Annotated in this window: 31 protein-coding genes and 2 pseudogenes; 14 read left to right on the forward strand and 19 right to left on the reverse strand. The window is 62.3% G+C overall.

The features are described from left to right. The first annotated feature begins 130 nt into the window (after nt 1-130). The 6 genes from lptC (at nt 131) to ptsN (ending at nt 5,488) form a co-directional block, all read left to right on the forward strand. On the forward strand, nt 131-844 hold the full coding sequence (gene lptC, locus ACVDG8_RS24910; protein WP_447250794.1) for an LPS export ABC transporter periplasmic protein LptC: 714 nt from the start codon (nt 131-133) through the stop codon (nt 842-844). Continuing rightward, nucleotides 831-1,427 carry an LptA/OstA family protein gene (locus ACVDG8_RS24915; protein ID WP_447250795.1) on the forward strand — a complete coding sequence of 199 codons (597 nt, stop codon included), beginning with the start codon at nt 831-833 and terminating at the stop codon, nt 1,425-1,427. Before lptC ends, ACVDG8_RS24915 begins: the two co-directional genes overlap by 14 nt. Beyond that, on the forward strand, nt 1,427-2,245 hold the full coding sequence (lptB, locus tag ACVDG8_RS24920) for an LPS export ABC transporter ATP-binding protein (RefSeq protein ID WP_447250796.1): 819 nt from the start codon (nt 1,427-1,429) through the stop codon (nt 2,243-2,245). Before ACVDG8_RS24915 ends, lptB begins: the two co-directional genes overlap by 1 nt. Nucleotides 2,246-2,433: 188 nt before the next feature. Continuing rightward, nucleotides 2,434-3,963 carry an RNA polymerase factor sigma-54 gene (gene rpoN, locus ACVDG8_RS24925; RefSeq protein ID WP_447250797.1) on the forward strand — a complete coding sequence of 510 codons (1,530 nt, stop codon included), beginning with the start codon at nt 2,434-2,436 and terminating at the stop codon, nt 3,961-3,963. Between the two features lie 417 nt (nt 3,964-4,380). Next, nucleotides 4,381-4,962 (forward strand): ribosome hibernation-promoting factor, HPF/YfiA family, encoded by a 582-nt coding sequence (gene hpf, locus ACVDG8_RS24930; RefSeq protein WP_455707253.1) that lies wholly within the window; start codon nt 4,381-4,383, stop codon nt 4,960-4,962. A 61-nt stretch (nt 4,963-5,023) separates the two neighbouring features. Next, on the forward strand, nt 5,024-5,488 hold the full coding sequence (ptsN, locus tag ACVDG8_RS24935) for a PTS IIA-like nitrogen regulatory protein PtsN (protein WP_447250799.1): 465 nt from the start codon (nt 5,024-5,026) through the stop codon (nt 5,486-5,488). A gap of 80 nt (nt 5,489-5,568) precedes the next feature. On the opposite strand, the gene ACVDG8_RS24940 is transcribed toward ptsN, so the two are convergent. Together ACVDG8_RS24940 and ACVDG8_RS24945 are read right to left on the reverse strand one after the other, a co-directional pair. Then, the gene (locus ACVDG8_RS24940; protein WP_447250749.1) at nt 5,569-5,826 is read right to left on the reverse strand and encodes a BQ00720 family protein; all 258 of its coding nucleotides are present in this window, start codon (nt 5,824-5,826) and stop codon (nt 5,569-5,571) included. A 64-nt stretch (nt 5,827-5,890) separates the two neighbouring features. Further along, nucleotides 5,891-6,316 (reverse strand): Hsp20 family protein, encoded by a 426-nt coding sequence (locus tag ACVDG8_RS24945; protein ID WP_447250800.1) that lies wholly within the window; start codon nt 6,314-6,316, stop codon nt 5,891-5,893. A gap of 264 nt (nt 6,317-6,580) precedes the next feature. Between ACVDG8_RS24945 and ACVDG8_RS24950 the strand changes: the two genes are divergently transcribed. Next, nucleotides 6,581-7,522, forward strand: a complete 942-nt coding sequence (locus ACVDG8_RS24950; protein ID WP_447250801.1) for a nucleoside hydrolase — start codon at nt 6,581-6,583, stop codon at nt 7,520-7,522. A 166-nt stretch (nt 7,523-7,688) separates the two neighbouring features. On the opposite strand, the gene ACVDG8_RS24955 is transcribed toward ACVDG8_RS24950, so the two are convergent. The 8 genes and pseudogenes from ACVDG8_RS24955 to ACVDG8_RS24990 all read right to left on the reverse strand — a co-directional run bounded on the left by ACVDG8_RS24955 (nt 7,689) and on the right by ACVDG8_RS24990 (nt 13,874). Continuing rightward, a complete protein-coding gene (locus ACVDG8_RS24955; protein ID WP_447250802.1) occupies nt 7,689-8,303 on the reverse strand; it encodes a LysE family translocator in 615 nt (204 codons plus the stop codon). Between the two features lie 94 nt (nt 8,304-8,397). Beyond that, a pseudogene (locus ACVDG8_RS24960) lies at nt 8,398-9,848 on the reverse strand (amidase). A gap of 4 nt (nt 9,849-9,852) precedes the next feature. Continuing rightward, nucleotides 9,853-10,758, reverse strand: a complete 906-nt coding sequence (locus tag ACVDG8_RS24965; protein WP_447250804.1) for a ribokinase — start codon at nt 10,756-10,758, stop codon at nt 9,853-9,855. Nucleotides 10,759-10,908: 150 nt separating this feature from the next. After that, the gene (locus tag ACVDG8_RS24970) at nt 10,909-11,388 is read right to left on the reverse strand and encodes a hypothetical protein (RefSeq protein WP_447250805.1); all 480 of its coding nucleotides are present in this window, start codon (nt 11,386-11,388) and stop codon (nt 10,909-10,911) included. Continuing rightward, nucleotides 11,363-11,887, reverse strand: coding sequence for a hypothetical protein (locus ACVDG8_RS24975; RefSeq protein ID WP_447250806.1), 525 nt, complete (start codon nt 11,885-11,887; stop codon nt 11,363-11,365). Before ACVDG8_RS24975 ends, ACVDG8_RS24970 begins: the two co-directional genes overlap by 26 nt. Further along, a complete protein-coding gene (locus ACVDG8_RS24980; RefSeq protein ID WP_447250807.1) occupies nt 11,854-12,246 on the reverse strand; it encodes a hypothetical protein in 393 nt (130 codons plus the stop codon). Before ACVDG8_RS24980 ends, ACVDG8_RS24975 begins: the two co-directional genes overlap by 34 nt. 18 nt (nt 12,247-12,264) lie before the next feature. Next, nucleotides 12,265-12,594, reverse strand: a complete 330-nt coding sequence (locus tag ACVDG8_RS24985) for a hypothetical protein (protein ID WP_455707254.1) — start codon at nt 12,592-12,594, stop codon at nt 12,265-12,267. Nucleotides 12,595-12,971: 377 nt separating this feature from the next. Beyond that, nucleotides 12,972-13,874, reverse strand: a complete 903-nt coding sequence (locus ACVDG8_RS24990) for a methylated-DNA--[protein]-cysteine S-methyltransferase (RefSeq protein ID WP_447250809.1) — start codon at nt 13,872-13,874, stop codon at nt 12,972-12,974. Between the two features lie 115 nt (nt 13,875-13,989). Between ACVDG8_RS24990 and ACVDG8_RS24995 the strand changes: the two genes are divergently transcribed. After that, entirely contained in the window at nt 13,990-14,805 is an 816-nt protein-coding gene (locus tag ACVDG8_RS24995) for a class I SAM-dependent methyltransferase (RefSeq protein WP_447250810.1), read from the forward strand. A gap of 295 nt (nt 14,806-15,100) precedes the next feature. Here the strand turns inward: ACVDG8_RS24995 and ACVDG8_RS25000 are convergent. After that, a pseudogene (locus tag ACVDG8_RS25000) lies at nt 15,101-15,591 on the reverse strand (DUF2244 domain-containing protein). A gap of 50 nt (nt 15,592-15,641) precedes the next feature. On the opposite strand from ACVDG8_RS25000, the gene nth reads away from it, so the two are divergent. Then, on the forward strand, nt 15,642-16,424 hold the full coding sequence (nth, locus tag ACVDG8_RS25005) for an endonuclease III (RefSeq protein ID WP_447250812.1): 783 nt from the start codon (nt 15,642-15,644) through the stop codon (nt 16,422-16,424). On the opposite strand, the gene ACVDG8_RS25010 is transcribed toward nth, so the two are convergent. Beyond that, nucleotides 16,418-16,873: a DUF2214 family protein gene (locus ACVDG8_RS25010; protein ID WP_447250813.1), complete on the reverse strand. Its 456-nt coding sequence runs from the start codon at nt 16,871-16,873 to the stop codon at nt 16,418-16,420. The genes nth and ACVDG8_RS25010 overlap by 7 nt on opposite strands. Before the next feature lie 145 nt (nt 16,874-17,018). On the opposite strand from ACVDG8_RS25010, the gene ACVDG8_RS25015 reads away from it, so the two are divergent. Then, on the forward strand, nt 17,019-17,249 hold the full coding sequence (locus tag ACVDG8_RS25015; RefSeq protein WP_447250814.1) for a YdeI/OmpD-associated family protein: 231 nt from the start codon (nt 17,019-17,021) through the stop codon (nt 17,247-17,249). A gap of 100 nt (nt 17,250-17,349) precedes the next feature. After that, entirely contained in the window at nt 17,350-17,904 is a 555-nt protein-coding gene (locus ACVDG8_RS25020) for a GNAT family N-acetyltransferase (RefSeq protein ID WP_447250815.1), read from the forward strand. A gap of 30 nt (nt 17,905-17,934) precedes the next feature. Here ACVDG8_RS25020 and ACVDG8_RS25025 read toward each other — a convergent pair whose 3' ends face one another. The 7 genes from ACVDG8_RS25025 to ACVDG8_RS25055 form a co-directional block, all read right to left on the reverse strand. Then, nucleotides 17,935-18,333 (reverse strand): DUF1801 domain-containing protein, encoded by a 399-nt coding sequence (locus tag ACVDG8_RS25025; RefSeq protein WP_447250816.1) that lies wholly within the window; start codon nt 18,331-18,333, stop codon nt 17,935-17,937. Between the two features lie 266 nt (nt 18,334-18,599). Continuing rightward, nucleotides 18,600-19,049 carry a DUF1801 domain-containing protein gene (locus ACVDG8_RS25030; RefSeq protein WP_447250817.1) on the reverse strand — a complete coding sequence of 150 codons (450 nt, stop codon included), beginning with the start codon at nt 19,047-19,049 and terminating at the stop codon, nt 18,600-18,602. Then, nucleotides 19,049-19,282, reverse strand: a complete 234-nt coding sequence (locus ACVDG8_RS25035; RefSeq protein ID WP_447250818.1) for a hypothetical protein — start codon at nt 19,280-19,282, stop codon at nt 19,049-19,051. Before ACVDG8_RS25035 ends, ACVDG8_RS25030 begins: the two co-directional genes overlap by 1 nt. A 40-nt stretch (nt 19,283-19,322) precedes the next feature. Then, nucleotides 19,323-19,715, reverse strand: a complete 393-nt coding sequence (locus tag ACVDG8_RS25040) for a VOC family protein (protein WP_447250819.1) — start codon at nt 19,713-19,715, stop codon at nt 19,323-19,325. Nucleotides 19,716-19,795: 80 nt separating this feature from the next. After that, the gene (locus ACVDG8_RS25045; protein ID WP_447250820.1) at nt 19,796-20,200 is read right to left on the reverse strand and encodes an SRPBCC family protein; all 405 of its coding nucleotides are present in this window, start codon (nt 20,198-20,200) and stop codon (nt 19,796-19,798) included. Continuing rightward, nucleotides 20,197-20,520, reverse strand: coding sequence for an ArsR/SmtB family transcription factor (locus ACVDG8_RS25050; protein WP_447250821.1), 324 nt, complete (start codon nt 20,518-20,520; stop codon nt 20,197-20,199). Before ACVDG8_RS25050 ends, ACVDG8_RS25045 begins: the two co-directional genes overlap by 4 nt. A gap of 227 nt (nt 20,521-20,747) precedes the next feature. Beyond that, nucleotides 20,748-21,212, reverse strand: coding sequence for an NUDIX hydrolase (locus tag ACVDG8_RS25055; RefSeq protein ID WP_447250822.1), 465 nt, complete (start codon nt 21,210-21,212; stop codon nt 20,748-20,750). A 263-nt stretch (nt 21,213-21,475) separates the two neighbouring features. On the opposite strand from ACVDG8_RS25055, the gene ACVDG8_RS25060 reads away from it, so the two are divergent. Genes ACVDG8_RS25060 through ACVDG8_RS25070 form a run of 3 tightly spaced genes read left to right on the forward strand, consistent with a single transcriptional unit; the run spans nt 21,476 to nt 22,835 of the window. Continuing rightward, entirely contained in the window at nt 21,476-21,649 is a 174-nt protein-coding gene (locus ACVDG8_RS25060; RefSeq protein ID WP_455707255.1) for a hypothetical protein, read from the forward strand. After that, nucleotides 21,600-22,205 carry a hypothetical protein gene (locus ACVDG8_RS25065; RefSeq protein WP_455707256.1) on the forward strand — a complete coding sequence of 202 codons (606 nt, stop codon included), beginning with the start codon at nt 21,600-21,602 and terminating at the stop codon, nt 22,203-22,205. The genes ACVDG8_RS25060 and ACVDG8_RS25065 overlap by 50 nt, the downstream gene beginning before the upstream one ends. A 33-nt stretch (nt 22,206-22,238) precedes the next feature. Continuing rightward, nucleotides 22,239-22,835, forward strand: a complete 597-nt coding sequence (locus ACVDG8_RS25070; protein WP_447250825.1) for an invasion associated locus B family protein — start codon at nt 22,239-22,241, stop codon at nt 22,833-22,835. Nucleotides 22,836-22,845 lie beyond the last annotated feature (10 nt).

Consider the following 22,845-nt stretch of genomic DNA (forward strand, 5'->3'; position numbering starts at 1 on the left):
GAGTTCTTCTCGATTTTGCGGAGGGCGACCGTCACATTTTTGCAGTTTTCCTCCGCTTGTGCTTGCTTGTGGGGGCCGGCATACCACCTATAGTCGGTGTTTTGGCGGGCAAAGGTCCATTAGAAAAGTCATGTTGGCGCGATCTGACGAAATGAGCAATGCCGAGACGGCGTTGGCTGCCGCGATGCCGGACGGTATGCGGGGCGACGCCTTTCATCGGGCTCAAAGACATTCGCGCCGCGTGCGCGTGCTGAAATTCGCGGTGCCGCTGCTTGCGGTCGCCATTGCCGTCGCTTTTCCGGTTTATTCCTATCTCGCCGCGCCGGTGTCGGTCTCGATCCAGGCCGACGGCACCGCATTTTCGGACGGCAAGCTGGTGATGGCCAATCCCAAGCTAAACGGTTTCACCAAGCAGAAGCTGCCTTATTCGCTGACGGCGACCAGGGCGACGCAGGACGTCGGCAAGCAAGGCATCATCGATCTCGACGGCATCGACGCCAAGCTGCCTGTGGCCAGCGACAATGTGGTGGCGGTCAATGCCGCGCATGGCATCTACGATCGCGACCACAACACCATGGATCTCACCAGCGACGTCAGCGTAACGACCTCCGACGGCATGGTGGCGAAGTTCAAATCTGTCTTCCTAGATATGGGCAAAGGCTCTATGAAGACGAGCAATCCGGTGGATGTCAGCCGTGGTGGATCGCGCATCACCGCGGACTCGATGTCGGTCGAGGACAATGGCAGGCTCGTCGTCTTCGAGAACCGGGTACGCGTCAACATCGATCCGGCCGGCCTGAAGGCGGCAGGGGTAAACAGTGGAGAACAGAATGCGTCGCAGTAAATCCGCATGGCTTCCGGGCGCTGCCGCTGCATTCTTGTTTCTGGGGACGGTGGGTTCCTTCGCGCAGTCGAGCGCGACCAGCCAGGTTCCCGGGTTGAAATTGTCGGGTGACCAGCCGATCCAGATCGAAAGCGACAAGCTCGAGGTGCGGCAGAACGAGAGCATGGCGGTGTTCAGCGGCAACGTGACAGTCAACCAGGGGCCGACCCTGCTCAAGGCCGGCAAGATGACGGTCTACTACGTCAAGCCGGCCAATGGCGACAAAAGCGCCGCGGCGGGCGCGTCGGCAATGACGGGCGCCGCCAACATCGACCACCTTGTGATCGAGAACAAAGTCTACATCAAGTCGAACGACCAGATCGCCACCGGCGACACCGGCACCTTCGACATGAAGACGCAGCTTCTGGTGCTTTCGGGCCAGGAAGTGGTGCTGTCGCAGGGCGACAATGTGCTTAAAGGCTGCAAGCTCACCGTGCAGATGAAGAGCGGCCTCGGCAATGTCGATGGTTGCCCGCGCGTCATCATGATGTTCAAGCCGCAGAAGCAGGACGCTGCCCAGAAGCAGGGAGCGTCGAGCAACTAATGGCCGGCGTAGCATCGCTGCTTGCCCGTCTTCCGGGGCGGGCGGCCGTATCACCGGCTGCGCCGGCGACGGTTGGCACCGACAAAGCCAAGTTCAAGGGCACCCTGATCGCCAAGGGCCTGACCAAGAGCTACAAGGGCCGCAAGGTGGTGAGCGGCGTCACGATCGGCGTTCGCGCCGGCGAGGCCGTCGGCCTGCTCGGGCCCAATGGCGCCGGCAAGACCACATGTTTCTACATGGTCACCGGCCTGGTGCCGGTCGACGAAGGCTCGATCGAGATCGACGGTTTCGACGTCACCTCGATGCCGATGTACCGCCGCGCGCGCCTCGGCATCGGCTACCTGCCGCAGGAAGCGTCGATCTTCCGCGGCCTGAACGTCGAGCAGAACATTCGAGCCGTCCTGGAAGTGGTGGAAAAGAGCCGCAAGGAACGCGAGCGCACGCTCGACGAGCTGCTCGAGGAATTCCACATCAGCCATCTGCGCAAGGCGCCGTCGATGTCGCTGTCAGGCGGCGAACGGCGCCGCCTCGAAATCGCCCGGGCGCTGGCGACCAAGCCGGCCTATATGCTGCTCGACGAGCCTTTCGCCGGTATCGACCCGATCGCGGTCGCCGACATCCAGCAACTCGTTCGCCATCTCACGGCGCGTGGCATCGGCGTTTTGATCACCGACCACAATGTGCGCGAGACGCTTGGCCTGATCGATCGCGCCTATATCATCCATGCCGGCCAGGTGCTGACGCATGGCCGTGCCGACGAGGTCGTCGCCAATGCCGATGTGCGGCGTCTCTATCTCGGCGAGGGCTTCACGCTTTGAGGCCAAAGTCGGGCTTGATCCCGGGTTTCTGCGGATTTCAGCGGATTCTTATATATATCGCCGCCAGATAACGCTCCGGTAAGCCGCGGCTGCTAGCGTTTGCCTTGACAAGCAAAAGCCGGGCCAGTTTCTATGCCCGATCGAAAATCCGTAGGCCCAATGCGTAGACGAGGCGTTTGAACCCCACCATGGCGCTGGCAGCCAAACTGCAGCTCAGACAATCCCAGTCGCTGGTGATGACGCCGCAGCTTATGCAGTCGATCCGGCTGCTGCAGCTCACTCATGTCGAGCTCGAGCGCTTCATCGACGAGGAGATCGAGCGCAACCCGCTGCTGGAGCGGGTAGAGCCGCAGGACGATGCGGCGAGCGACCAGTCGCAGAAAAACGAGACCGCGCAGGAGCAGGCTCCCGAAGGCGACTGGTTCGAAGGCGAGACACAGTGGAGCGCGGAGGCGATTTCGGACAAGCTGGACTCGTCGCTGGAAAACCTGTTTCCCGACGACCCAGGCACCAGCGAGAGGCTGGGACCGGATCTGACGGCGCAATGGAAGTCGGCTTCAGGCGGCAGCGGCAACGCCACTTCGTCGGAGGGGTTCGATGTCGGCGACATGGCCGCGGCTGCGATCACGCTGCGCGACCATGTCGGCGAACAGATCGCGCTTGCCGCTCTCGGTCCGGGCGAACGCCTGATCGCGGGCGAACTTGCCGATGGGCTCGACGAAACCGGCTATCTGCGCGCCGGCCTCGATGAGATCGCGGCGCGACTGGGCACGGACCAGGCGGCGGTGGCGCGCGTGCTCGAAATCTGCCAGACCTTTGAGCCCGCCGGCCTTTTCGCGCGCGACCTCGCCGAATGCCTGTCGCTGCAGCTTGCGGTGCGCGACCGCCTCGATCCGGCGATGAAAGCGCTGGTCGCCAATCTCGAGCTTCTGGCGCGGCGGGACTTCCAGATGCTGAAGCGCATCTGCGGCGTCGACGAGGAGGATCTTCTCGACATGCTGGCCGAGATCCGGGCGCTGGACCCGCGGCCCGGCATGGCGTTTTCGGGCGGCGCGAGCGACGCGATCGTTGCCGATGTCGAGGTCCGTGCCGCCAGCGACGGCAGCTGGGCCGTGGAGCTCAACGCCGACACCTTGCCGCGCGTGCTGGTGGACAATGTCTATTTCGCCCGTATTTCTGGCCATACCAAGGGCCAGGCCGAAAAGGATTTCCTCGCCGAGTGCCTGCAGAACGCCAACTGGCTGACGCGCAGCCTCGACCAGCGCGCCAAGACCATCCTCAAGGTGGCCTCGGAAATCGTGCGGCAGCAGGACGCGTTCCTCGTCCATGGCGTGCGTCATCTCAAGCCACTCAACCTGCGCACGGTTGCCGACGCCATCGGCATGCATGAATCGACCGTCAGCCGCGTCACCGCCAACAAATACATGCTGACGCCGCGTGGGGTCTTCGAATTGCGCTATTTCTTCACGGCTTCGATCGCCTCGGCTGCCGGCGGCGAAGCGCATTCGTCCGAGGCCGTGCGCGACCGCATCAAGCAGATGATCGATGAGGAAAAGCCAGCCGACGTGCTTTCCGACGACGCCATCGTCGACATGCTGAAGGAAAATGGCGTCGATATTGCCCGCCGCACCGTCGCGAAATACCGCGAAGGCATGAACATCCCCTCTTCGGTGCAGCGGCGGCGCGAAAAGCGTGCGCTCGCCAACGCAGGCCGCTAGATCCGCCGATTGTTCGGGCGATACCGGTCTGCGAATGATGGTTTGCGCGCTTCCGGTCCCGGATATCTCGTATACGCTGCGGTCCGGTCCTCGAAACCATCATTGCGGACTTGGCATCACCCGAATCTCAACAAGGCTTGGCCGGTATGAAAACTTGCGGATTTTCCACAGTTCTTAAGCTTCATTGACAAGCCGCAATGAAGTGTCTAGAAGCCCGCCCGCATGGAGCGGGGCGGTAATGCACGCTTGCGAAAGGGTCCGTCAGACAAGGCCTCGTCGGCCAAGAAGGCGACTTGTGATCACCGAAAAGTTCGGGTCTAAAATCGGCGCGCATGCCGCTGCAAAGCTTGTGCGCGCGCACCACGGGTATAAACTCGGGAACAGTTTGAAGCCTGAGCAAGGAAGGTCAGTTTTCAGATGAATCTGCGCATTTCGGGAAAACACATGGATATCGGTGATGCGTTGCGTACGCGCATCAACGACCGCGTTGGCGAGGCGATCGAAAAATATTTCGATCGCGGTTTTTCGGGCCATGTCACCGTCATCAAATCAGGATCGCGTTTTTCGGCCGATTGCATGGTGCGGCTCGATTCCGGCGCCTCACTGCAGGCAACCGGCGATGCCCAGGATCCGACGCTTGCCTTCGAGGCCGCCGCCGAGCGCCTCGAAACGCGGCTGCGGCGCTACAAGCGCCGGCTGAAGTCGCGCAACACCGGCAATGGCGAGGAGCCGACCGACATCGCCTACACGGTGATGGCGCCGCTGACCGACGACGAGGAAGACATTCCGGCGGACTTCGCGCCGGTCATCGTCGCCGAATCAAGCATGACGCTGCGGACCATGTCGGTAGCGTCGGCCGTTATCGAGCTCGACACCAGCGACAGCCCGGTTTTCGTCTTCCGCAACGCTGGAAACGACCATCTCAACATCGTCTACCGCCGGCCGGATGGCAACATCGGCTGGATCGATCCGTCGACGACCAAAGTCGCTCAAGCATAAAAAGCCAGCCGCGCGAGGGGGCGACGACTGGCGCGGCAGGCGAGCAAGGGATTTTTCAAGCATGGATCTGAGTGATCTCATCAGCGTCTCGGCGATCATGCCGACGTTGAAGGCGAATTCCAAAAAGCAGCTTCTGCAATTGCTGTCGGAGAGGGCGGCGGCGATTTCGGGGATTCCGGAACGGGAAGTGTTCGACACCATCCTGCAGCGCGAGCGGCTGGGCTCGACCGGCGTCGGCAACGGCATCGCCATCCCGCACGGCAAGCTGGCGGGCGTAAAGCGCATCGCTGGCGTCTTTGCCAGGCTCGAGACGCCTGTCGATTTCGAGGCGCTGGACGATCAGCCGGTCGATCTGGTTTTCCTGCTTTTGGCTCCCGAAGGCGCCGGCGCCGACCATCTCAAGGCGCTGTCGCGCATCGCGCGCGTGCTGCGCGACGCCGATACGGTGGCCAAGATCAGGGGAGCGCGCGACGCGGTGGCTATCCACGCGCTGCTGTCCGATACGCAGGCCTCGCACGCGGCCTGACATTTTCGGGCTGAAGTTTTTGGATTAAAGCTTCCAAAGGCCGCCAGGAGCGGCCTTTCGATTTCAGACGATGACCAGGGTCAGTGAATGGCGACCGTGGTCAGATCATTTTCCATCGCACCTGCCAGCGCCCGGTCACGGGCATCCGACAGCAGGATCGGCTGGCCGTTGGCGGCAAACAGCGCCCACAACTCCATGCCGGGAGCGATCTCATCCATGCCCGGGAAACGGCCGCGCAGATCGTCGCTCGTCACTTTTCTCAGGTAAGCGACCGAGCCTTCGCCGAGATGGGCGAATTCGCCGCTGGTCATGGTGATGGTTTCGTCAGTTCTGGTCATTTCAAGCCTCCTTGGCGCGAGAACGCCGCTTCCGGCCGTCCCGCATTAGAGCCATCGGCAAAGATCAGTCTTTCACCGATATATTTATTTTCCGTACCAGCCGCTCGGACTCGGGCCGGTCGAGGTCGACCGACAGCAGGCCGTTCCTCAATTCCGCTGCAATCACCCGCATGCCGTCGGCCAGCACGAAGCAGCGCTGGAACTGGCGCGCGGCAATGCCGCGGTGGAGGAATTCGCGCTCGGTGTCGTCGCTCTGACGGCCGCGCACGATCAACTGGTTTTCCTCCGTGGTGACATCGAGGTCGCTTTCGGCGAAGCCGGCAACGGCAAGCGTGATGCGCAGCATCTCGGACTTGCCGTCGGCAGCGCTCAGGCGCTCGATGTTATAGGGAGGGTAGCTGTCACCCGACTTCGCCAGACGCTCGAGGGTTTTTTCCATAGCGTCAAAACCCAGGAGAAGCGGGCTGGAGAAGGGCGTCATTCGGCTCATGTTACACTGTCCTCGCAAGAGCGACATAAACTGGAAAAACCCGGATGGCATTTTTCCCGATGGTCTTGATATGGTCCGCCGCGCGATCAAGTTCAAGCCGCTAAATCAGGAGGCCGATCTCGTTGAACCGTCATCCTGATTCAGCTCATCGTTGGAGCACGATCTCGTCCGAAAACCGGTTCCCGCTTTTTTGCCAACGCTGACCTCCGGTTCGGGATCATGCTCTAAAACCCGCCCAAAAAGACTCCCCAAAAAGGAATTGAAATGCCCCAATCCCGAAAGATCATCATCGACACGGACCCTGGCCAGGACGATGCCGTCGCCATTCTGCTGGCGCTCGGCAGTTCGGAGCTGGACGTCGTCGGCATCACCGCCGTTGCCGGCAACGTGCCGCTGAAACTGACCCAGAACAATGCCCGCAAGATCTGCGAACTGGCCAGCCGTCCCGACATCAAGGTCTATGCCGGCGCCATCCGCCCGCTAGCGCGCGAGCTTGTCACCGCCGAGGAAGTGCATGGCAAGACCGGCCTCAACGGACCGCAGCTACCTGAGCCGAAGATGCCGCTTCAGGATCAGTATGCCGTCGATTTCATCGTCGAGACGCTGATGAAGGAGCCGAGCGGCACGATCACGCTGTGCGTGCTTGGTCCGCTCACCAACATTGCGCTGGCGCTGATCCGCGAGCCGAGGATCACGCCGCGCATCAAGGAAATCGTGCTGATGGGCGGCGGCTTCTTCGAGGGCGGCAACGTCACGCCGGCGGCGGAATTCAACATCTATGTCGACCCGCAGGCCGCCGACCTGGTGTTCAAATCGGGTATTCCGCTCGTCATGATGCCGCTCGACGTCACGCACAAGGCGCTGACCACGTCCAAGCGCATCCAGGCCTTCCGTCAGCTCGGCACCAAGGTCGGCACCGCGACGGCCGAGATGCTGGAATTCTTCGAGCGCTTCGACGAGGAGAAATACGGCACCGATGGCGGCCCGTTGCACGACCCCTGCGTGATCGCCTATCTGCTCAAGCCCGAGCTGTTCAAAGGCCGCGATTGCAACGTCAGCATCGAGACCTCATCTGAGCTCACCATGGGCATGACGGTGATCGATTGGTGGGGTGTCACCAAACGCGCGAAGAACGCGACGGTGATGCGCGACATCGACCATGATGGCTTCTTTGCGTTGCTGGTGGAGAGGCTGGGGCGACTGTAGAGGCTCCTTTTTGCCTTCTCCCCTTGTGGGAGAAGGTGTCGCCGCAGGCGACGGATGAGGGGTGTTCCAGGGAAAGCCAGCGTCTCACTCCGCTGGAACACCCCTCATCCGTCTCGGCGCAAAAGCGCCGATCCACCTTCCCCCACAAGGGGGAAGGAAGAAAGCATTACTTCGCCTTGGAGAACGCCAGCCACAAGCCGCCGCCGATCAGGAAACTGCCGCTGATGCGCGACATCAGCCTGACGCGGCTGGCCGACAGCAGGCGCCCGGCGCGGCCGGCGGCAAGCGCGTAGCTCGAGTCCGACATGGCGGCGAAGATCATCGCAGTCAGTCCCATGACGACGATCTGCAGCGTGTAGTTGCCTTGCGGCGCGATGAACTGCGGGAAGAAGGCGCCGAAGAAGACCAATGTCTTCGGATTGCTCAGCGCTACCAGCAGGCCCTGCAGGAAGAAGCCGCCGCGCGGTTTCCTGGCTGTGCCGTCAGCGTCCAGCGTGCCCTTGGCGCGGAACATCTGCACGCCCATCCAGATCAGGTAGGCGGCGCCGATCAGCCGCACCCATTCGAACCAGTGGCCCATGCCGGCGATCAGCGTGTTGAGGCCGATGCCGACGATGGCGATCATAATGGCAAGCCCGGCCTGGGTGCCGGCGACATTGGCAAGCCCGGCGCGCGAGCCGTGGCGGATGCTGTTGGCGATGATCAGCGTCACCGTCGGTCCCGGCACCAGGATGATGACAATGCAGGCGACGACATAGGTTGCGTAGAGTTCCAGCGACATGGTCTTTCCTTGGAATGGATAGAGGCGATGCGGCGGTGGCTGGGCGGATCAATGCACGACATGGCCGCAGGCGCAAGCGGTGCCGGCAATGCGCTTACGCAGCTCCCACCTGCCAGGGCAATATCGCCTCATAGGCAGCGCCGGCTCTCAGCACATCGAGGTCGCCGCGTGGCCGTCCGATCAGCTGCATGCCCATCGGCCGGCCTTTTTTGTCGAAGCCGGCCGGCACGTTGAGCGCCGGGCAGCCGCCCAGCGTGGCGAAGGCCGAGACTTGCATCCAGCGGTGATAGCTGTCCATGGCACGCCCGGCGACTTCACGCGGCCAATGGGTGCTGACTTCGAAAGGAAGACCTGCGCGCTCGGCAGAGCGATGAGGTCGAAGCGCTCGAACAGCGACAGCAGCGTCCAGTGCCATGATGTGCGTCGTACGCTGGCGGCATGGACCTGCGGCGCGCTCAGGCGCATCGCCTGTTCAACCTCCCAGATTGCCTCGGGCTTCAGCAGCCCGCGTCTTGCCGGATCGTCGTAATGCGCCTTCAGCCCGCAGCCGCTGCTTGCCTGGCGCAGGATGACGAAGGCCTGCCACAGCGCCTCGAAATCGATATCCGGAACCAGCGCCTCGCTGTGGAACGATGCGTCGGCGAAACGGGCCAGCGAGGCCTCGCAAAGATCGAGGACGCCCGGCTCCATCGGCAAATGGCCGCCGAGGTCGCCGAGCCAGGCGATGCGACCGCCGGCCGCTTTTCTCGCTAAACCTTCGAGGAATGAACCTTGCCTGTCATGCGACAGCGGTGCATGCGGGTGATAGCCGGCCTGCTCGTCGAGCAGCAGCGCGATGTCGCGCACGCTGCGTCCCATCGGTCCTTCGACACCCATCTGGGCATGGAAGACATCGAAGCCCGGGCCAGCCGGCACGAGACCTTGCGAGGGGCGGAAGCCATAGACATTGTTCCAGGCGGCCGGATTGCGCAGCGAGCCGCCGAAATCGCTGCCGTCGGCGACCGGCACCATGTCGAGCGCCAGCGCCACCGCCGCGCCGCCGCTCGAGCCGCCGGCGGTCAGCGCCGGATCGAAGGCATTCAGCGTCGGCCCGAAGACCGGATTGTAGGTGTTGGAGCCCAGCCCGAATTCGGGAACATTGGTCTTGCCGATGATGATGGCTCCGGCCTTGCGGATACGCTCGACGAAGAACTCGTCTTCGTCCGGCACGAAGTCGGCGAAGATCGGCGAGCCGAACGTGGTCCGCAGCCCCTTGGTCAGGGCGAGGTCCTTGATCGCGATCGGCAGGCCGAACAGCGCCCCGGTCTCGCCGCCCCGCGCCAGCCGGGCATCGGCCGCATCGGCCTCGGCCAGGACGTCGGCGCGCTCGCGCCGTGAAACGATGGCGTTGACCAGCGGATTCACGGCCTCGATGCGATCGACGAAAGCGGCAACCACCTCGCGCACCGACAGGCGGCGATGCCGGATGGCTTCAGCGAGCTCCACGGCGGACAGGCGGCAGATGTCGCCCGCCTGCGGCACGGCATGTTTTGTGATGGGGCGCATGCTGCTATCGCTCCGACGCCAGGGCCGCGTCGACGTCTTTTACCAACGGGATCGCCGGCTGCGCGCCGGGCTTCAGGCAGGCGAGCGAACCGGCCGCGGCCGCGCACGTCAGCGCCTGTTCGAGTGAAAGACCCGACGACAGGCCGGCGCCGAAATAGCCGCAGAAAGTGTCGCCGGCACCGACCGTGTCGACCGGCGTGATCTTCAGCGCCGGCACGGTAAGGAAACCGTCGGGCGTGGCGGCAAGCACGCCGTCGCCGCCGAGCGTGACGACGATGGCGCGGCCGGTCTTTTTGGCATAGTCGCGCATGCGGGCAGGCCGGTCGCGCCCGGACAGAGCCAGCGCCTCGCCATAGAGGTCGAATTCGGTCTCGTTGGCCACCGCGTAATCGGCCTTGCCGAGAAAGCCAGCGGCCTCGGCAAGGAATGGCGCGGTGTTGAGCACGCTGACTGCGCCCGCCGCGCCGGCGGCGTCGAGCGCGGCTTCGACCGTCTGCAGCGGGATTTCGTGCTGGAGGAGCACGACGTCGCCCTTTTTCAGAAAGGCCTTGGACATGTCGCCGGGCAGCACCGAATCGTTGGCGCCCGGCACCACGGCGATGACGTTCTCGCCATCGGCGCCGACCAGGATCAGCGCCGTGCCGGTCGAGGCAAAACTTTCGCCGACACCGGAAAGATCGACATTGCCGGCCTTGAGCAGCGCCAGCGCATCAGTGGCAAAGCTGTCCTTGCCGACCGCGCCCACCATGCGCACCGCAGCGCCGGCGCGCGCGGCGGCCAGCGCCTGGTTGGCGCCCTTGCCGCCGGGCGCAGTGGTGAAACCGGAGCCGCGCACCGTCTCGCCGGGCGCCGGCAAGCGGTCGACATTGGCGATGAGATCGAGGTTGATCGAGCCGACAACGATAATCAAGAAGTGCCTCCTGACCGAGCCGCCCAGCTTTCGATTGAAAGCAGGTCCGCTCCAAGTGCTTGCTTTACACAAGTGATTACGCGGGAGGCTAGAGCGTTTCAGGCAAACAGGGAAACGCTCCGTCGGCTGTGCGCGTTGTCGCCCACAGCTTCATTCGCAGCGAACGGTGACCGTGCCCTGATAGTTGCCCGCCGGGAAGATGCCGGGCGATTTCGTGGCGGTAAGGTCGACCTGGAGCGTGTGGGTGCCGTTGGTCAGCTTCTGCGCCGAACTGCCCGCTACGTCCGCCCCCGAGCCGTCAAGGCGGTAGACGGTGGCGAAGGTGACGTTGGTGTCGCCGCCGCTCGGGGCGGACGTGAAAGCGATCGGCGCCGGCGCCGAAACGGAATAGCAGTCAAGCAGGTTGAGCAAGCTGCAAAGCAACGAGTTCGCCATGATCGTGGCGTTGGCGCTCGATCCGCCGGCCTGCTTCGAGCCGAATGTGTTGATGTTGACGTTTGCCTTCATCGTCCCCGAGGCGCCGATCATGATCGTGCAGGTGCCGATGATCGCCGCGTGGGCGGGCCCGCACAAAGTCGTCAGCGCGGCTGCGACGAGCAGCGCGCTATTTCTTCTTCTTTTTCCGGACATCGCCGCTTGTGCCTCTGATGCTCCAGCCCTCGTTTGCCCATCCCGCCGATGCGGCCTGGGGTTTGGAAGCCACGCTGCCGGTGGTCAGGCTGCCAGTTTGACCGTCGGGCGCCAGGCCCATTTTGAGCAGTTTCAGCTCCATCTGCAGGCGTTCGACTTCCAACTCGTAAAGGCGGCTGCAATCCAAGCGCTTGGGCGTGCGTCCGATCGGGATGACGACGCGGCCATAGGTGGCGAGGTCGTTGTTCGACGGGGTGTTGCCGTGGATCACGCCGAGGTCGAAATAGGCGCCCGAGCCCGAAACGGCCGAGCGGCATGTGGTGCCGTCCGACGCATGAACCTCGTCCTGGCCTTGCGGCAAGGTGACACCCGGCAAGGTGAAGCCGGTCTGGTTCTGGTTGAGATTATAGACATCCTCGGCAAAACCCGGACGCTCGACCGAAAGCACGGTCAGCAACGAAAGGGTCAGAACCTGCGATGCCCGAAAAACTTGCCGCATATCTGCGCCCTTATCTGCGTCTGCTCGCCTGGAAAGGGGATACTCTCGGTACAGATACGCACTTTACGTTCGTTGGCGCCGTCGAACGGCACGACCACGAGCACCGGACGCGATGCCTGCCCGGCGAGAAGGAAGGCGCTTGGTGAGATCTGCGCATGGATGGGCTGAAAATCCTGGTCGTAGACATGGACCTCGACCCGTATGCGCTGGTCGTAAGGATTGCCCGGGAAGACCCGGACGGCGAAAGCGTCGGTGAAGGACCTCACCTCGCCGCGCATCGGCGTCATCGATTGGGCGGTCGCCGGCAGCGGGCCAAGACCGATGGCCACAAAGGCCAGAACAACCCGAAGCTTTGTCAAGCATCGCTCCTTTCGCGACTATTCGCAGCGGACCGTCACGGTCGCCTGGTAATTGCCAGCGGAAAATCGGTTGGTGCCGCCCTTGGTGCCGGCGAGGTTGACCGCAATTGTCGACGTCCCGGGCGCGGTGAGCGCCGTCGCGGTGCCGGTTTCGGCGATCGTCTGGGCTCCGGTGGTGGCAAAGGTCGGCGTCCAGGTGGTTGCCGTGGTGTCGCTTGCCGGCACCGTCGTGGTCGTCACGGGATCGACGCTGAGCTGGACGCCACCCGTCGTGTCGACCTGGACACTGCCGGCCGAACCGCCTGCATTGTGCGAGCTCAAGGACTGCAGATTGTTGCTGACGGTCATGGTGCCGTTGGAGTTGACCGTCAGCGTGCAGGTGGCTGTGATGGAGCCGTTGAAAAGGACGTTTCCGTGGCAGCGGCCGATGCCGTCTCCCCGGCGCAGCCGACCAGCAGGGCCGCACCGATTGCGCCGCGAGCGAATTTCATCGAGACCCCTCTTTCAAGCCGAACGTCCAGCTAAATGTCGGGGCATCATCCATTTATCATGGTTAATTTAGCGTTAACTGAAATAACACGAATAAGTAACTCTGAAAAACAAACCAGCGAAACCAGAGGTTGTCGCCGGTTGTATTTTATATAAAAGAGCTGATTTTGCCAATTTATATTTGTTTATATTGCGACTTTCGGCTTTCCGTAACAAATTGGCGAAAAATCGATCTTTCAGCTTACCTGGCCGGCTTCCCAACCGAGGATGGCGCGTTTGCGCGTCAGCCCCCAGTGGTAACCGGTGAGGGCACCCGATTTGCCGAGCGCCCGATGGCAGGGCACGACGAAGGACATCGGGTTGGCGCCGACCGCCGCACCCACCGCACGGCTGGCGCTGGGATGGCCGATGCTTGCCGCGATCGAGGAATAGGTGCAGGCCTTGCCCATCGGGATGCGCAGCAGCGCTTCCCAGACGCGCAATTGGAAATCGGTGCCGATCATCACCACGCGCAGCGGCTGCTCGGCGCGCCACTGCGTCGGGTCGAAGACGCGCGCCGCATAGGGCTGGGTGGCGGACATGTCCTCGACATAGGTCGCGTTCGGCCAGCGGCCGGACATGTCGGCATAGGCGGCCCGCTCGCCACCCGCATCGCAGAAGGCGAGGCCGGCGAGCCCGCGATCGGTGACCATGATCAGCGCGATGCCGAAGGGCGAGATATGGTAGCCGTAGCGGATGGTAAGGCCGGCGCCGCGGGTCTTGTAGTCGCCGGGCGACATCGCCTCATGCGTGACGAAGAGGTCGTGCAGCCGGCCCGGGCCCGACATGCCGAGCTCGAACGACGTCTCCAACAGCGGCATGCCGGAATCGAGCAGCTTGCGCGCATGGTCGAGCGTCACCGCCTGCAGGAAAGCTTTCGGCGACAGGCCGGCCCAGCGAGTGAACAGTTTCTGCAGGCCGGTCGGCGTCTCGCCGACTTCCTCGGCCAGCACCTCCAGCGAGGGCTGGTCGCGATAGTCGAGGCTGATCTTCTCGATGGCGCGGCGCACCACTTCATAGTCGCCGCCTTCCGGCGTGATGTCGTTCCCAAGGATCGCTGTCGGTTTCATCTGCGTATTCATGGTCATCTGAGCGTTCATGGCAATATCTCCTTGACCGCGAATATCGTTCTTCCCCGGCTTTGCAACCACCCGAAACTTGCCTTCCCGCCGAACCCGCCCAGATAGAATGGGCTCGATCTGAAAGGGACGATTCATGGCCGGCGAAAAGGTCAATCTGACCGGCGCGAGGGAGACCTTGCTGATGACGCTCTACGGCAAGGCGCTGGAGAGCCGGCTGCCGCATTCGCTGCTCAAGGACCGCTTCGCCGACGAGGCGGTGAAGAAGATCGATTACGATTTCTCCAGACTCAAGGTCGACGCCAACCTTGGACTGGGCTTTGCCATCAGGGCGAAGACGCTGGATACGACCGTTCAGGATTTCCTCGCCAGAAACCCGGATGCGATCGTGCTGCATCTGGGATGCGGGCTCGACACGCGCATCTTCCGGGTGGATCCGCCAAAGGACGTCGGCTGGTTCGATGTCGACTACCCGGAGGTCATCGAGATCAGGCGCAGGCTTTACCCGTCGCGCGACAATTATCACCTCGTCGCCTCATCTGTGACCGATCCGGATTGGCTGGCCGAGATACCCCGCAACCGATCGGCCATCGTCGTGGCGGAGGGACTGACGCCCTATCTCCCCGCCGAGGAGGGACCGCGTCTGCTGTCGCGGCTGGTCTCGCATCTGGCCGGTGGCGAGTTGATGTTCGACGCCTACAGCCATCTCGGCCTGAAGCTGATGCGCCTCAGTCCGGCCATCAAGGCAACGGGCGCGGAAGTCCATTGGGCGATCGAGGATCCGCGCGACCTGGAACAGGTAGTTCCGAAGCTGCGCTTTGTCGAGGAGGTTCCACGCTACAAGTTGCAACAGGGCGCTCGCATCAGCTGGTCGGCGAGGCTTTTCGTCGGCCTTTGGAAAATCATCCCGCCGTTGCGCAAGGTGGGCAGGCTGTTGCGCTATCGGTTCTGAATAGAACGTAAGTCTGTTTAGTGACCGTAGACTCTCAGTCGCGTTGAATCGCCATCCGAATAGCTGTTATATTGTTGAGTCGTTACAAAACAAGCTTCCTCAAGTGTCCATCCACACCCTCTGTTTGAAGAATTTCTATTCTGTGCGAATGCATCATGAAGCGATAGCTGAATTGAAATCACACATAACATAACGCCAATTAAAGTTAGAACAAACTTCGTGTAGCGATCTACCATGATTTTCCTCCCATTCTACCCGACCAGTGATGGAAACAGAAAAGGAGTATCTATTCAAGTCAGGATCGAGCTTTTGCCAGCGCTCGTGAAAAGGCCATGGCAAAGCTCTCGCGGAATCTGGATCGAGGAAGCCGCCGATCGCGACGCTCTTGCCTTGCGCTTCCACGGCCATTTTGGTGATGCCGATCTCGGCATGCCGCGCGATCGAAAACCGCGTCCAGAACGGATTGAAATGATGCGCCTCCGAGCGGCCGGAAGGTGCCGTCTTGCGGATGTCGAGGCTGGTGCGCGACACAGTTATTTCTTCGCGGGCGCGTGCGGCGCGGTAATTGGCGCGGAAAGCGATGTAGACGGCAATCACGTCGAGGCCGAAGAAGCCGAACACCGGCCAAGCGCCATGTGACAGGAAAAAGGCGCCGGTGACAGCCCAGCCGAACAGAAGGGCTCCCATCAGGATCAGGAAGCCGGTGCGGCCAAGCGAACGGTGTGGTGTCAGCAAGGCTTGGAAGAATGGCTCGTCGGCATCGAATGAGGCGTTTGTGTCGCTCATGAGGGACTATTATAGGAGGGGACATGGCACCTCCCAAGTCGAAAAAATCCATGGTTGTCAAAAAACCACCGACATCCGCTTCGAGCGGCGGCCGCGCGGACGTCCGACGGCCGCGAAAGAATGCTGCTCGCTCGCTCTACAGCGCCGCAGAGGTGCATGAGATTTTCCGGCGGTTTTCCGTGCAGCGGCCCGAGCCGAAAGGCGAACTCGACTATGTCAACGCCTTCACGCTGCTGGTTGCCGTGGTGCTGTCGGCGCAGGCGACCGATGTCGGCGTCAACAAGGCGACCAAGGCGCTTTTCAAGGCCGCCGATACACCGCGAAAGATGTTTGCCATGGGCGAGGCCAAGGTCGGTGACTTGATCCGCACCATAGGGCTCTGGCGCAACAAGGCCAAGAACGTGATTGCGCTGTCGAAGACGTTGATCGACGACTATGGTGGCAAAGTGCCGGAGAAACGCGATGAGCTGGTGAAACTGCCCGGCGTCGGGCGCAAGACCGCCAATGTCGTGCTCAACGTCGCCTTCGGCCAGCACACGATGGCGGTCGACACGCATATCTTCCGTATCGGCAACCGGATCGGCCTGGCGCCCGGCAAGACGCCGGAGCAGGTCGAAGCGGGGCTGCTGAAAGTCATCCCCGCCGAATATATGCGCCATGCGCATCACTGGCTGATCCTGCATGGCCGCTATGTCTGCAAGGCGCGCAAGCCCGACTGCCCGGCCTGCGTCATTGCCGACATCTGCAAATCTCCGGAAAAGACCACCGACCTGCCGGCGCCGCTGGTGCCGATCGCGCCGTTGAAGGAGACGGTTGCCGCGGAGGTTCAGTAGCCATAGCCGCGCGCCATCGCCGCGGCGAAGACCGGAATAAGCAGGAAGATGGCGCCTTCGGCCCGGATGTAGCTCTTCACCGAAGCAAGTTCCCCGGCCGGCACCGAGAAGGACGGGTTGCCGCTCGCCTGCCGGTTCCAGGAGACGAAGCGCACGGTCGGGATGATCGACAGCAGGCCGACGATTATGAAGGCCACCATCTTGGCCCAGAACACCCAATTGTAAACGTAGAATTCCCAGCCCTTGAGCCCGAAGAACACCCGGCAGATGCCGATGACCACGATGAGCGTGGCGATGATGCCATAGTGGCGGTCGATACCGGCCAGGCGCTTGAGCGTGGCGGCCGGCAGATCGCCACGGATCAGCACGAATTCGGCGCCGATGATGCCGGCCAGCGAGAACACCAGCAAGTGATGGGCAATCGCCAGCAGAAGGTCGGTGGTATCCATGCTGTCTCCTCATCCAGCCGCGCGCCGAGAGGGTTGGGCGCGCCGCATCCCGTGCCCAGAATATCACTGTGACCCAAGAATCCCAGAAGAGGTCGCGGCGCGCCGTTCGGTTGACGCCATCAACTGACAGTCTATTGCTGAGGTCATGAGCGGATTGAAACGTGCCCTGAACCCGATGCCGGACGATGTCCGCAACGCGCTGACCGAGCGCGGGCTGACGGCCGCCTATGAGGCACGGCCGGACTACCAGAAGAACGATTATCTTGGCTGGATATCACGCGCCAAGCGGCCGGATACAAAGCAAAAGCGCGTCGACCAGATGCTCGACGAACTCGAGCGTGGCGGTGTTTACATGAACATGGCCTGGCACGGCTGACACCCGGCCGCCGTCCCTGGAAGAGCGGCCGTATTGTCCTGGCTCTTGCACAACGGCGTCGGCTTGCTCAGTGCTGCCCACTCAACAAAAGGCGAAGCCGATGACCATCAAGAAGGAAGCCGGCGTGCCAATCCTCGAATCGGCGCGGACCGTTCTGCGGCCGCACCGGCTCGGCGATTTCGACACCTATGCCGCCATGTGGGCCGATCCGATCACCGCTCGGTTCATCGGCGGCAAGGCGCGCACCCGCGAGGAAAGCTGGATGCGCTTCCTGCGCCATGCCGGCCTATGGTCGCTGCTCGGCAAGGGTTTTTGGGCGGTCGAGGACAAGGCCAGCGGCCAGTTCATCGGCGAGGCCGGCTTCCACGATTTGAAGCGCGAAATCGTGCCGTCGATCGAAGGCCTGCCGGAGGCCGGCTGGGCTTTCGCTCCGCAAGTGCACGGCAAGGGACTGGCCAGCGAAGTCGTCGGGCGCATCGTCACCTGGGCCGACGAAGTCTTCGCGCCTAGCCGGACCGTCTGCATCATCGATCCCGAAAACGGCGCTTCGCTGCGGGTAGCGCAGAAGAACGGCTACCGCGAAATCCTGCGCACCACCTACCATGACAACCCGACCATCATGCTCGAGCGGCAGGCTGGCGGAGGCTCCGCGTAAGTCTGGAGAGGTCGTCGGCCTTCTGGCGCTTCAGCGCCTGGGCTTGGCCTTGTTCAGGGCCACGGCCGCGCGAACGAGGGCTTTGAGCGCTTCTTCGTTGATAGCGTCGCCTTGGCCGAAGTCGATGGCGCGCCTTGTGTTGCCTTCGAGGCTGGAGTTGAAAAGTTTCGCGGGGTCCGGCAGCGCTGCGCCCTTGGCGAAGGTCAGCTTGACGACGGCCTTGTAGGTCTCGCCGGTGCAGATCATGCCGGCATCCTCCCAAACCGGCACGCCGCGCCATTTCCAGGCTTCTGAGGCTTCGGGCGCGGCTTGCCTGATCAGGGCGCGAAGTCGAGCAAGCGTCTCGCCACGCCAGTCGTCAAGTTCCTTGATCCGTGCGTCGATCAGCTCGGAGGCGGATTTGCCGTCCTGCGCATCGCTTTCGGTCATGTCCGGATCTCCTTCGCGCCTGAATGAAAGATGCCACCGTGCCCCTTCGAGGGGAACAGCACTTGATCGTTCGTGCGCCTAAAGCGCGTCGCGTGGAAACGGATCCACGCGACGCGCTTTAGGTCTTTGTTTTATGCATGTCGTCTTCCCAAAACCGAGGTCACTTTTGGGCGACATGCATTAGCTCATTGTTTTCACGCAATTCCGGACGGAGGCTACGGCGAAGTCGCCGAGCCTGACCCGTTTCACACTTTTCCCGGAATTGCTCACATGCGCTCGCCGGGCAATCGGCTCGCCTGCTTTACCCAAGCGGTGAACTGCGCCTCGTCCAGCACGCCATCCTCGTGGATGTGCAGGTAGCGCGTGTCCTTGCTCTTGGACTGGCCCGGCGGTACCGGGTCCAGCGACAGGCCGCGAAAGAACGTCACCTTGATGTATTTGGCAAAGCAGTGGATGCCGAGGAACCAGCCTTCTCCTTCAATGCCGTAAAGCGGCGAGTTCCATTTCACGGCCTTGTGCACGTTGGGGACGGCCTGCACGATAAGCCGGTCGAGCCGGCGCCCGACGTCGCTCTTCCAGCCCGGCATCGCCGCGATATAGGCCTGCACCGGTCCGTCGCCATAGCCCTTGGCGATCTGCGGGTTGCCACCTGACAGCAGCGCCGGCCCGTCCCTGGAGGGCTTGGCACCGGCATTCGACGTTTTGGTTCTTGCCATCATGCCGACCTTGCGTGCTCTGGCGCCGCACCGCTGCGCCGTTTGCCTATGTAAGGCAGCACGAACATATATAGACCCGAAAACAGCAGCAGGAAAAGCGGGATCAGCGGCGAATAGACGATCCATGCCGGTGGCTGGCCTTTTGCCATGGCGACGAAGTTGGCGATGACGGTGATGGTGAAGATGATCGACAGCCAGCGGTGAGCCTGGCGTATCCACTTGCTCCAGTCCAATCTAACCTCCCTTGCAATACGACCGGGACAGACCGGTTTCCTACCAGCGCGCCAGCTGCGAAAGCTGAACGAGATTGCCGCAGGTATCGTTGAGCTGGGCAATGGTGGCGCCAGTCACCTCGGTCGGCGCCATGGCAAAGCTGCCGCCATTGGCTTTGATGCGCTCGTGATCGCCCTTGATGTCGTCGGTGAACAGCATCAGTGCCGGCTGGCCTTGCTTGAAGATGGCCTGCTGGTAGGTTTTTGCCGCCGGATTGTCGTTGAGCGCCAGCTGCAGTTCGGTGCCGTCCGGATCGTCGGGCGAGGTAACGGTCAGCCAGCGAAACGGTCCATTGGTGAAGTCGGCCTTTTTGGTGAAGCCCAGGATTTCGGTATAGAAGCCGAGAGCCTTCTCCTGGTCGTCGACATAGATGCTGGTCAGCTTGATCTTCATTTCGATATCTCCATTGCTTACGCCTGCGGTTTGCCGCCCCGCTAAAAATGTGTGGTTCTGAGCAATCTCTGCTTTTGGCCTCAGTCGATCCGCGACAGGACTTGTTCCAGGGCCGCAAGGTTCCGCTTCCAGCCGACCGTGGCGCCGCGGTAATACGGCTCCTGGTCGGTGCGGAAGCCGACCTGCTCCATGCGCAGACGCGTGCCTGCGCCTGTCGGCGTCAGCGTCCAGGTGACGACGCTTTCGAGATCCTTGGTGTCCCAGCTGTAGGACAATGTCCTGTTAGGCTCGATGGTCCGTACCTGGCAGTCGACGCCGCCCCAATCCGCGCTCAAATTGAAACGGTGATCCATGACCGGCTTGAAGGTGTTCTTCATCAGCCATTCCTCGATCAGATGCGGTTGCGTCAGCGCACGCCAGATCTTTTCCGGCGGGTGGGGGATCTCGCGCTCGACGATGACGGAGCGCGTTACGGCCTCGTTCATTGATCCATCCTTTTGAGCAACTCCTCAAGGTCGTCGAACCGGTTTTCCCAAAACCCCGCCATGTGGCGGGTCCAGTCCATCAGCGGCGCAAGCGCCGTGAGCTGCGCGCTGTAGTGGGTCTGGCGGCCTTCATGGCGGTCGCGCACCAGCCCGGCTTCCTTGAGCAGGCCGAGATGCTTCGACACCGCCGGCTGCGAGACGCCCGCCTGCGCGGTGAGCGCGCCGACAGTCTGCTCGCCTTGACGGCACAGGCGTTCGAAAATGGCGCGCCGCGTCGGATCGGCAAGCGTCCTGAACAGCATATCATGCGTAGCGGTCATCTCAATCAATAACCCAGTGGCTATTGATTGACGTATAACCATCGGGATATATGTGAGTCAAGCGGTGAATTGCACGGCACGCTGAAAGCGACTTCTCCGTGAGGATGCGTCCGCGTCGAGGTTCGCCAAGTCCAGCATGCCAAGCGACCGCAACAAAGGGCCGTTGCCCAGGTCCTACACCGGCGCGCGGGCGCTGCCTTCCTGGACGACACGGAATAGGGAATTCACTATGCCGGCTCGGCCGCCGGGATGGTCAGATCCCTGAGCAGCGTCGAAAGCTCTGGCTCGTCGATGAGCAAAGAAGCATCGGCCGGCGGCAGCCAGGCGCGCTGCCGGTTCGCGGCTTCCTGCCAGTCGGCCAGCTCCTCGGTCACCTCGAGCAGATAGACCGTGACGTCGACGCGGATGAACCCGTTGGTCATGCGCTTCCAATAGGAATAGGTGCCGGCCGGCTGCTTGCGCGACTTGCCCAGAACGCCCGCTTCTTCCTGAGCCTCGATGGTTGCCGCCTTGCGTCCGCTCTTGCCCTTCATCGGCCAGCCCTTGGGCACGATGAAGCGCCTGGTCGTGCGTGAGGTGACCAGCAGCACTTCAAGGCCGCCATCTTCGCGCAAACGAAAAGGGATGGCCGCCACCTGGCGGATCCGTTGCCCCTTCTTGGCCCTGCGAACTGCTTTCTTCTTCGTTGCCATCCCAAATTCCGGTGAGAGCAGCTTCGATGTCGTGCGCTGTCGCGCACGGCGAAAATCCTACCGCCAGCAAACCCTAAAAATACGCCCCTGCAACCCAGCATTCTGCCAGCAAGTAAGTCGGCTAATAAACCGAAAAAATCGAAATGTCAGCGGCAGACACGCGAAATCGTGCTGCCGACCGACTCCATCCGGCAGGTCGGATTGAAGACCGGGACGCTCGGCTGGGGTTTTGGCACGGCCTGGCGGTCCAACTCGCGATACAATTGCTGCTGCTGCTGGTATTGCTGCCGCTGCAGCCGGTTCTGCAATTGCTGCAACTGACCCTGATCCGCCGATGTGTCGCGATTGGTCGGGATAACGATCTGCGCCGAAGCCTGCGACCCCGCGATGAAGAGCGCGGATGCCGTCAGCAGCGCCGAAATGACTACCTTCAATAAAGCAAGCCGAAACATCACTTACGTCCCGCATGAACACAGTATCGGCTGTTCATATAGGGCGTTCAGCCCGGCTTGCCATGGAGAAACCGTCGAACCCGGACGCTGGGGATCCCGGCGCCGGCACCACCAGCCGGGACGACACGTTGAAGGCGCTGTCGTTCGCTGGCTCGACGTCTCCGGCAAGGAGGAAGGCTCGGTCGCCGCGTTCAACTTCGACGGCAGCGGTTCGATGTTCTACGCCGCGACGCCGTCGCTGGAGCTTGGCACCGATATTCCAATCAGCGACATCGCCAGTTTCCGTATCTACGGAAAGGCCGGTGTCGAGTTCTCGACCAAGCAATGGGAGATCGAGGGACGCTTCGCCGCAGCGGAGAATCTGCCCGGCAACCCGGCATTGCACTTGACGGAAGCAATAGATTCGCCGCTCTATCGCGTCGGCGCCGGAGTTGAACTTAATGGCGTCAATGGTGTCGGCCTGTTGGTCAGGTATAACGGCGCCTTCGGCAAAACGGTGAAGCAGAACGCGGTCAGCGCGTCTCTCAAGGTCAACTTCTAGGTTGGCCCCAGGCGGCGGCCAAGAAGGGATCTCATGAGGATGAAGCGCGCGTATTTCATGGCAATGCTGACAGCCGCCTGCATTGCCGGTCTCCCGGCGACGGCGCTTGCCGCGCAGAACAAGAGCGACAAGGTTACGCCCGCGGCTCAGCCCGCCGATGCGGCGGCCAAGCCGCAACTGCCGGGCGGCGCCTCGGCGCTGTCGGAAACGCATGGCGACTGGACGGTCAATTGCCAGATCACCGGCACCAACAAGGTGTGCAGCCTGTCGCACCAGCAGTTCAACAAGCAGAGCGGTCAGCGGCTGCTGGCCATCGAATTGACGACCAAGACCGGCCAGGACGCCGCCGGCACGCTGGCGCTGCCCTTCGGGCTGGCTCTGGCCAACGGCATTTCCCTGGAAATCGACGACAAGAAGCTGGACGGCACCTTGGCGTTCAACACCTGCCAGGCCGTTGGCTGCCTGGTTCCGGTGACCTTCGATGCCGATACCACGCCGTTGCTGCAGAACGGCACCACGCTGAAGGTCAACGCCACGGCCGCAGACACGGCACAGCCGATCGCCTTCACCATCTCGCTCAACGGTTTCGGCGGCGCGCTCGCGCGGACGGCCGACCTGTCGGCGGACTGAGGGGAAGAGG

Source organism: Mesorhizobium sp. ORM8.1 (assembly GCF_053005525.2).

Excerpts from the sequence above, each read along its gene's own strand:
- ACVDG8_RS25050 (WP_447250821.1), bottom strand. The coding sequence starts at position 20,520 with ATGACCGCTACGCATGATATGCTGTTCAGGACGCTTGCCGATCCGACG.
- ACVDG8_RS25025 (WP_447250816.1), bottom strand. The coding sequence starts at position 18,333 with ATGACCGAAAGCGATGCGCAGGACGGCAAATCCGCCTCCGAGCTGATC.
- ACVDG8_RS25065 (WP_455707256.1), top strand. The coding sequence starts at position 21,600 with ATGAAGAGCGCGGATGCCGTCAGCAGCGCCGAAATGACTACCTTCAAT.
- lptB (WP_447250796.1), top strand. The coding sequence starts at position 1,427 with ATGGCCGGCGTAGCATCGCTGCTTGCCCGTCTTCCGGGGCGGGCGGCC.
- ACVDG8_RS24950 (WP_447250801.1), top strand. The coding sequence starts at position 6,581 with ATGCCCCAATCCCGAAAGATCATCATCGACACGGACCCTGGCCAGGAC.
- ACVDG8_RS24970 (WP_447250805.1), bottom strand. The coding sequence starts at position 11,388 with ATGTCCGGAAAAAGAAGAAGAAATAGCGCGCTGCTCGTCGCAGCCGCG.
- ACVDG8_RS24995 (WP_447250810.1), top strand. The coding sequence starts at position 13,990 with ATGGCCGGCGAAAAGGTCAATCTGACCGGCGCGAGGGAGACCTTGCTG.
- ACVDG8_RS24955 (WP_447250802.1), bottom strand. The coding sequence starts at position 8,303 with ATGTCGCTGGAACTCTACGCAACCTATGTCGTCGCCTGCATTGTCATC.
- hpf (WP_455707253.1), top strand. The coding sequence starts at position 4,381 with ATGAATCTGCGCATTTCGGGAAAACACATGGATATCGGTGATGCGTTG.
- rpoN (WP_447250797.1), top strand. The coding sequence starts at position 2,434 with ATGGCGCTGGCAGCCAAACTGCAGCTCAGACAATCCCAGTCGCTGGTG.
- ACVDG8_RS25010 (WP_447250813.1), bottom strand. The coding sequence starts at position 16,873 with ATGGATACCACCGACCTTCTGCTGGCGATTGCCCATCACTTGCTGGTG.
- ptsN (WP_447250799.1), top strand. The coding sequence starts at position 5,024 with ATGGATCTGAGTGATCTCATCAGCGTCTCGGCGATCATGCCGACGTTG.
- ACVDG8_RS25030 (WP_447250817.1), bottom strand. The coding sequence starts at position 19,049 with ATGGCAAGAACCAAAACGTCGAATGCCGGTGCCAAGCCCTCCAGGGAC.
- ACVDG8_RS24990 (WP_447250809.1), bottom strand. The coding sequence starts at position 13,874 with ATGAACGCTCAGATGACCATGAATACGCAGATGAAACCGACAGCGATC.
- ACVDG8_RS24940 (WP_447250749.1), bottom strand. The coding sequence starts at position 5,826 with ATGACCAGAACTGACGAAACCATCACCATGACCAGCGGCGAATTCGCC.
- ACVDG8_RS25040 (WP_447250819.1), bottom strand. The coding sequence starts at position 19,715 with ATGAAGATCAAGCTGACCAGCATCTATGTCGACGACCAGGAGAAGGCT.
- ACVDG8_RS24945 (WP_447250800.1), bottom strand. The coding sequence starts at position 6,316 with ATGAGCCGAATGACGCCCTTCTCCAGCCCGCTTCTCCTGGGTTTTGAC.
- ACVDG8_RS25020 (WP_447250815.1), top strand. The coding sequence starts at position 17,350 with ATGACCATCAAGAAGGAAGCCGGCGTGCCAATCCTCGAATCGGCGCGG.
- ACVDG8_RS24975 (WP_447250806.1), bottom strand. The coding sequence starts at position 11,887 with ATGCGGCAAGTTTTTCGGGCATCGCAGGTTCTGACCCTTTCGTTGCTG.
- ACVDG8_RS25015 (WP_447250814.1), top strand. The coding sequence starts at position 17,019 with ATGAGCGGATTGAAACGTGCCCTGAACCCGATGCCGGACGATGTCCGC.
- ACVDG8_RS25045 (WP_447250820.1), bottom strand. The coding sequence starts at position 20,200 with ATGAACGAGGCCGTAACGCGCTCCGTCATCGTCGAGCGCGAGATCCCC.
- nth (WP_447250812.1), top strand. The coding sequence starts at position 15,642 with ATGGTTGTCAAAAAACCACCGACATCCGCTTCGAGCGGCGGCCGCGCG.
- ACVDG8_RS24915 (WP_447250795.1), top strand. The coding sequence starts at position 831 with ATGCGTCGCAGTAAATCCGCATGGCTTCCGGGCGCTGCCGCTGCATTC.
- ACVDG8_RS24985 (WP_455707254.1), bottom strand. The coding sequence starts at position 12,594 with ATGACCGTCAGCAACAATCTGCAGTCCTTGAGCTCGCACAATGCAGGC.
- ACVDG8_RS25055 (WP_447250822.1), bottom strand. The coding sequence starts at position 21,212 with ATGGCAACGAAGAAGAAAGCAGTTCGCAGGGCCAAGAAGGGGCAACGG.
- ACVDG8_RS25070 (WP_447250825.1), top strand. The coding sequence starts at position 22,239 with ATGAGGATGAAGCGCGCGTATTTCATGGCAATGCTGACAGCCGCCTGC.
- lptC (WP_447250794.1), top strand. The coding sequence starts at position 131 with ATGTTGGCGCGATCTGACGAAATGAGCAATGCCGAGACGGCGTTGGCT.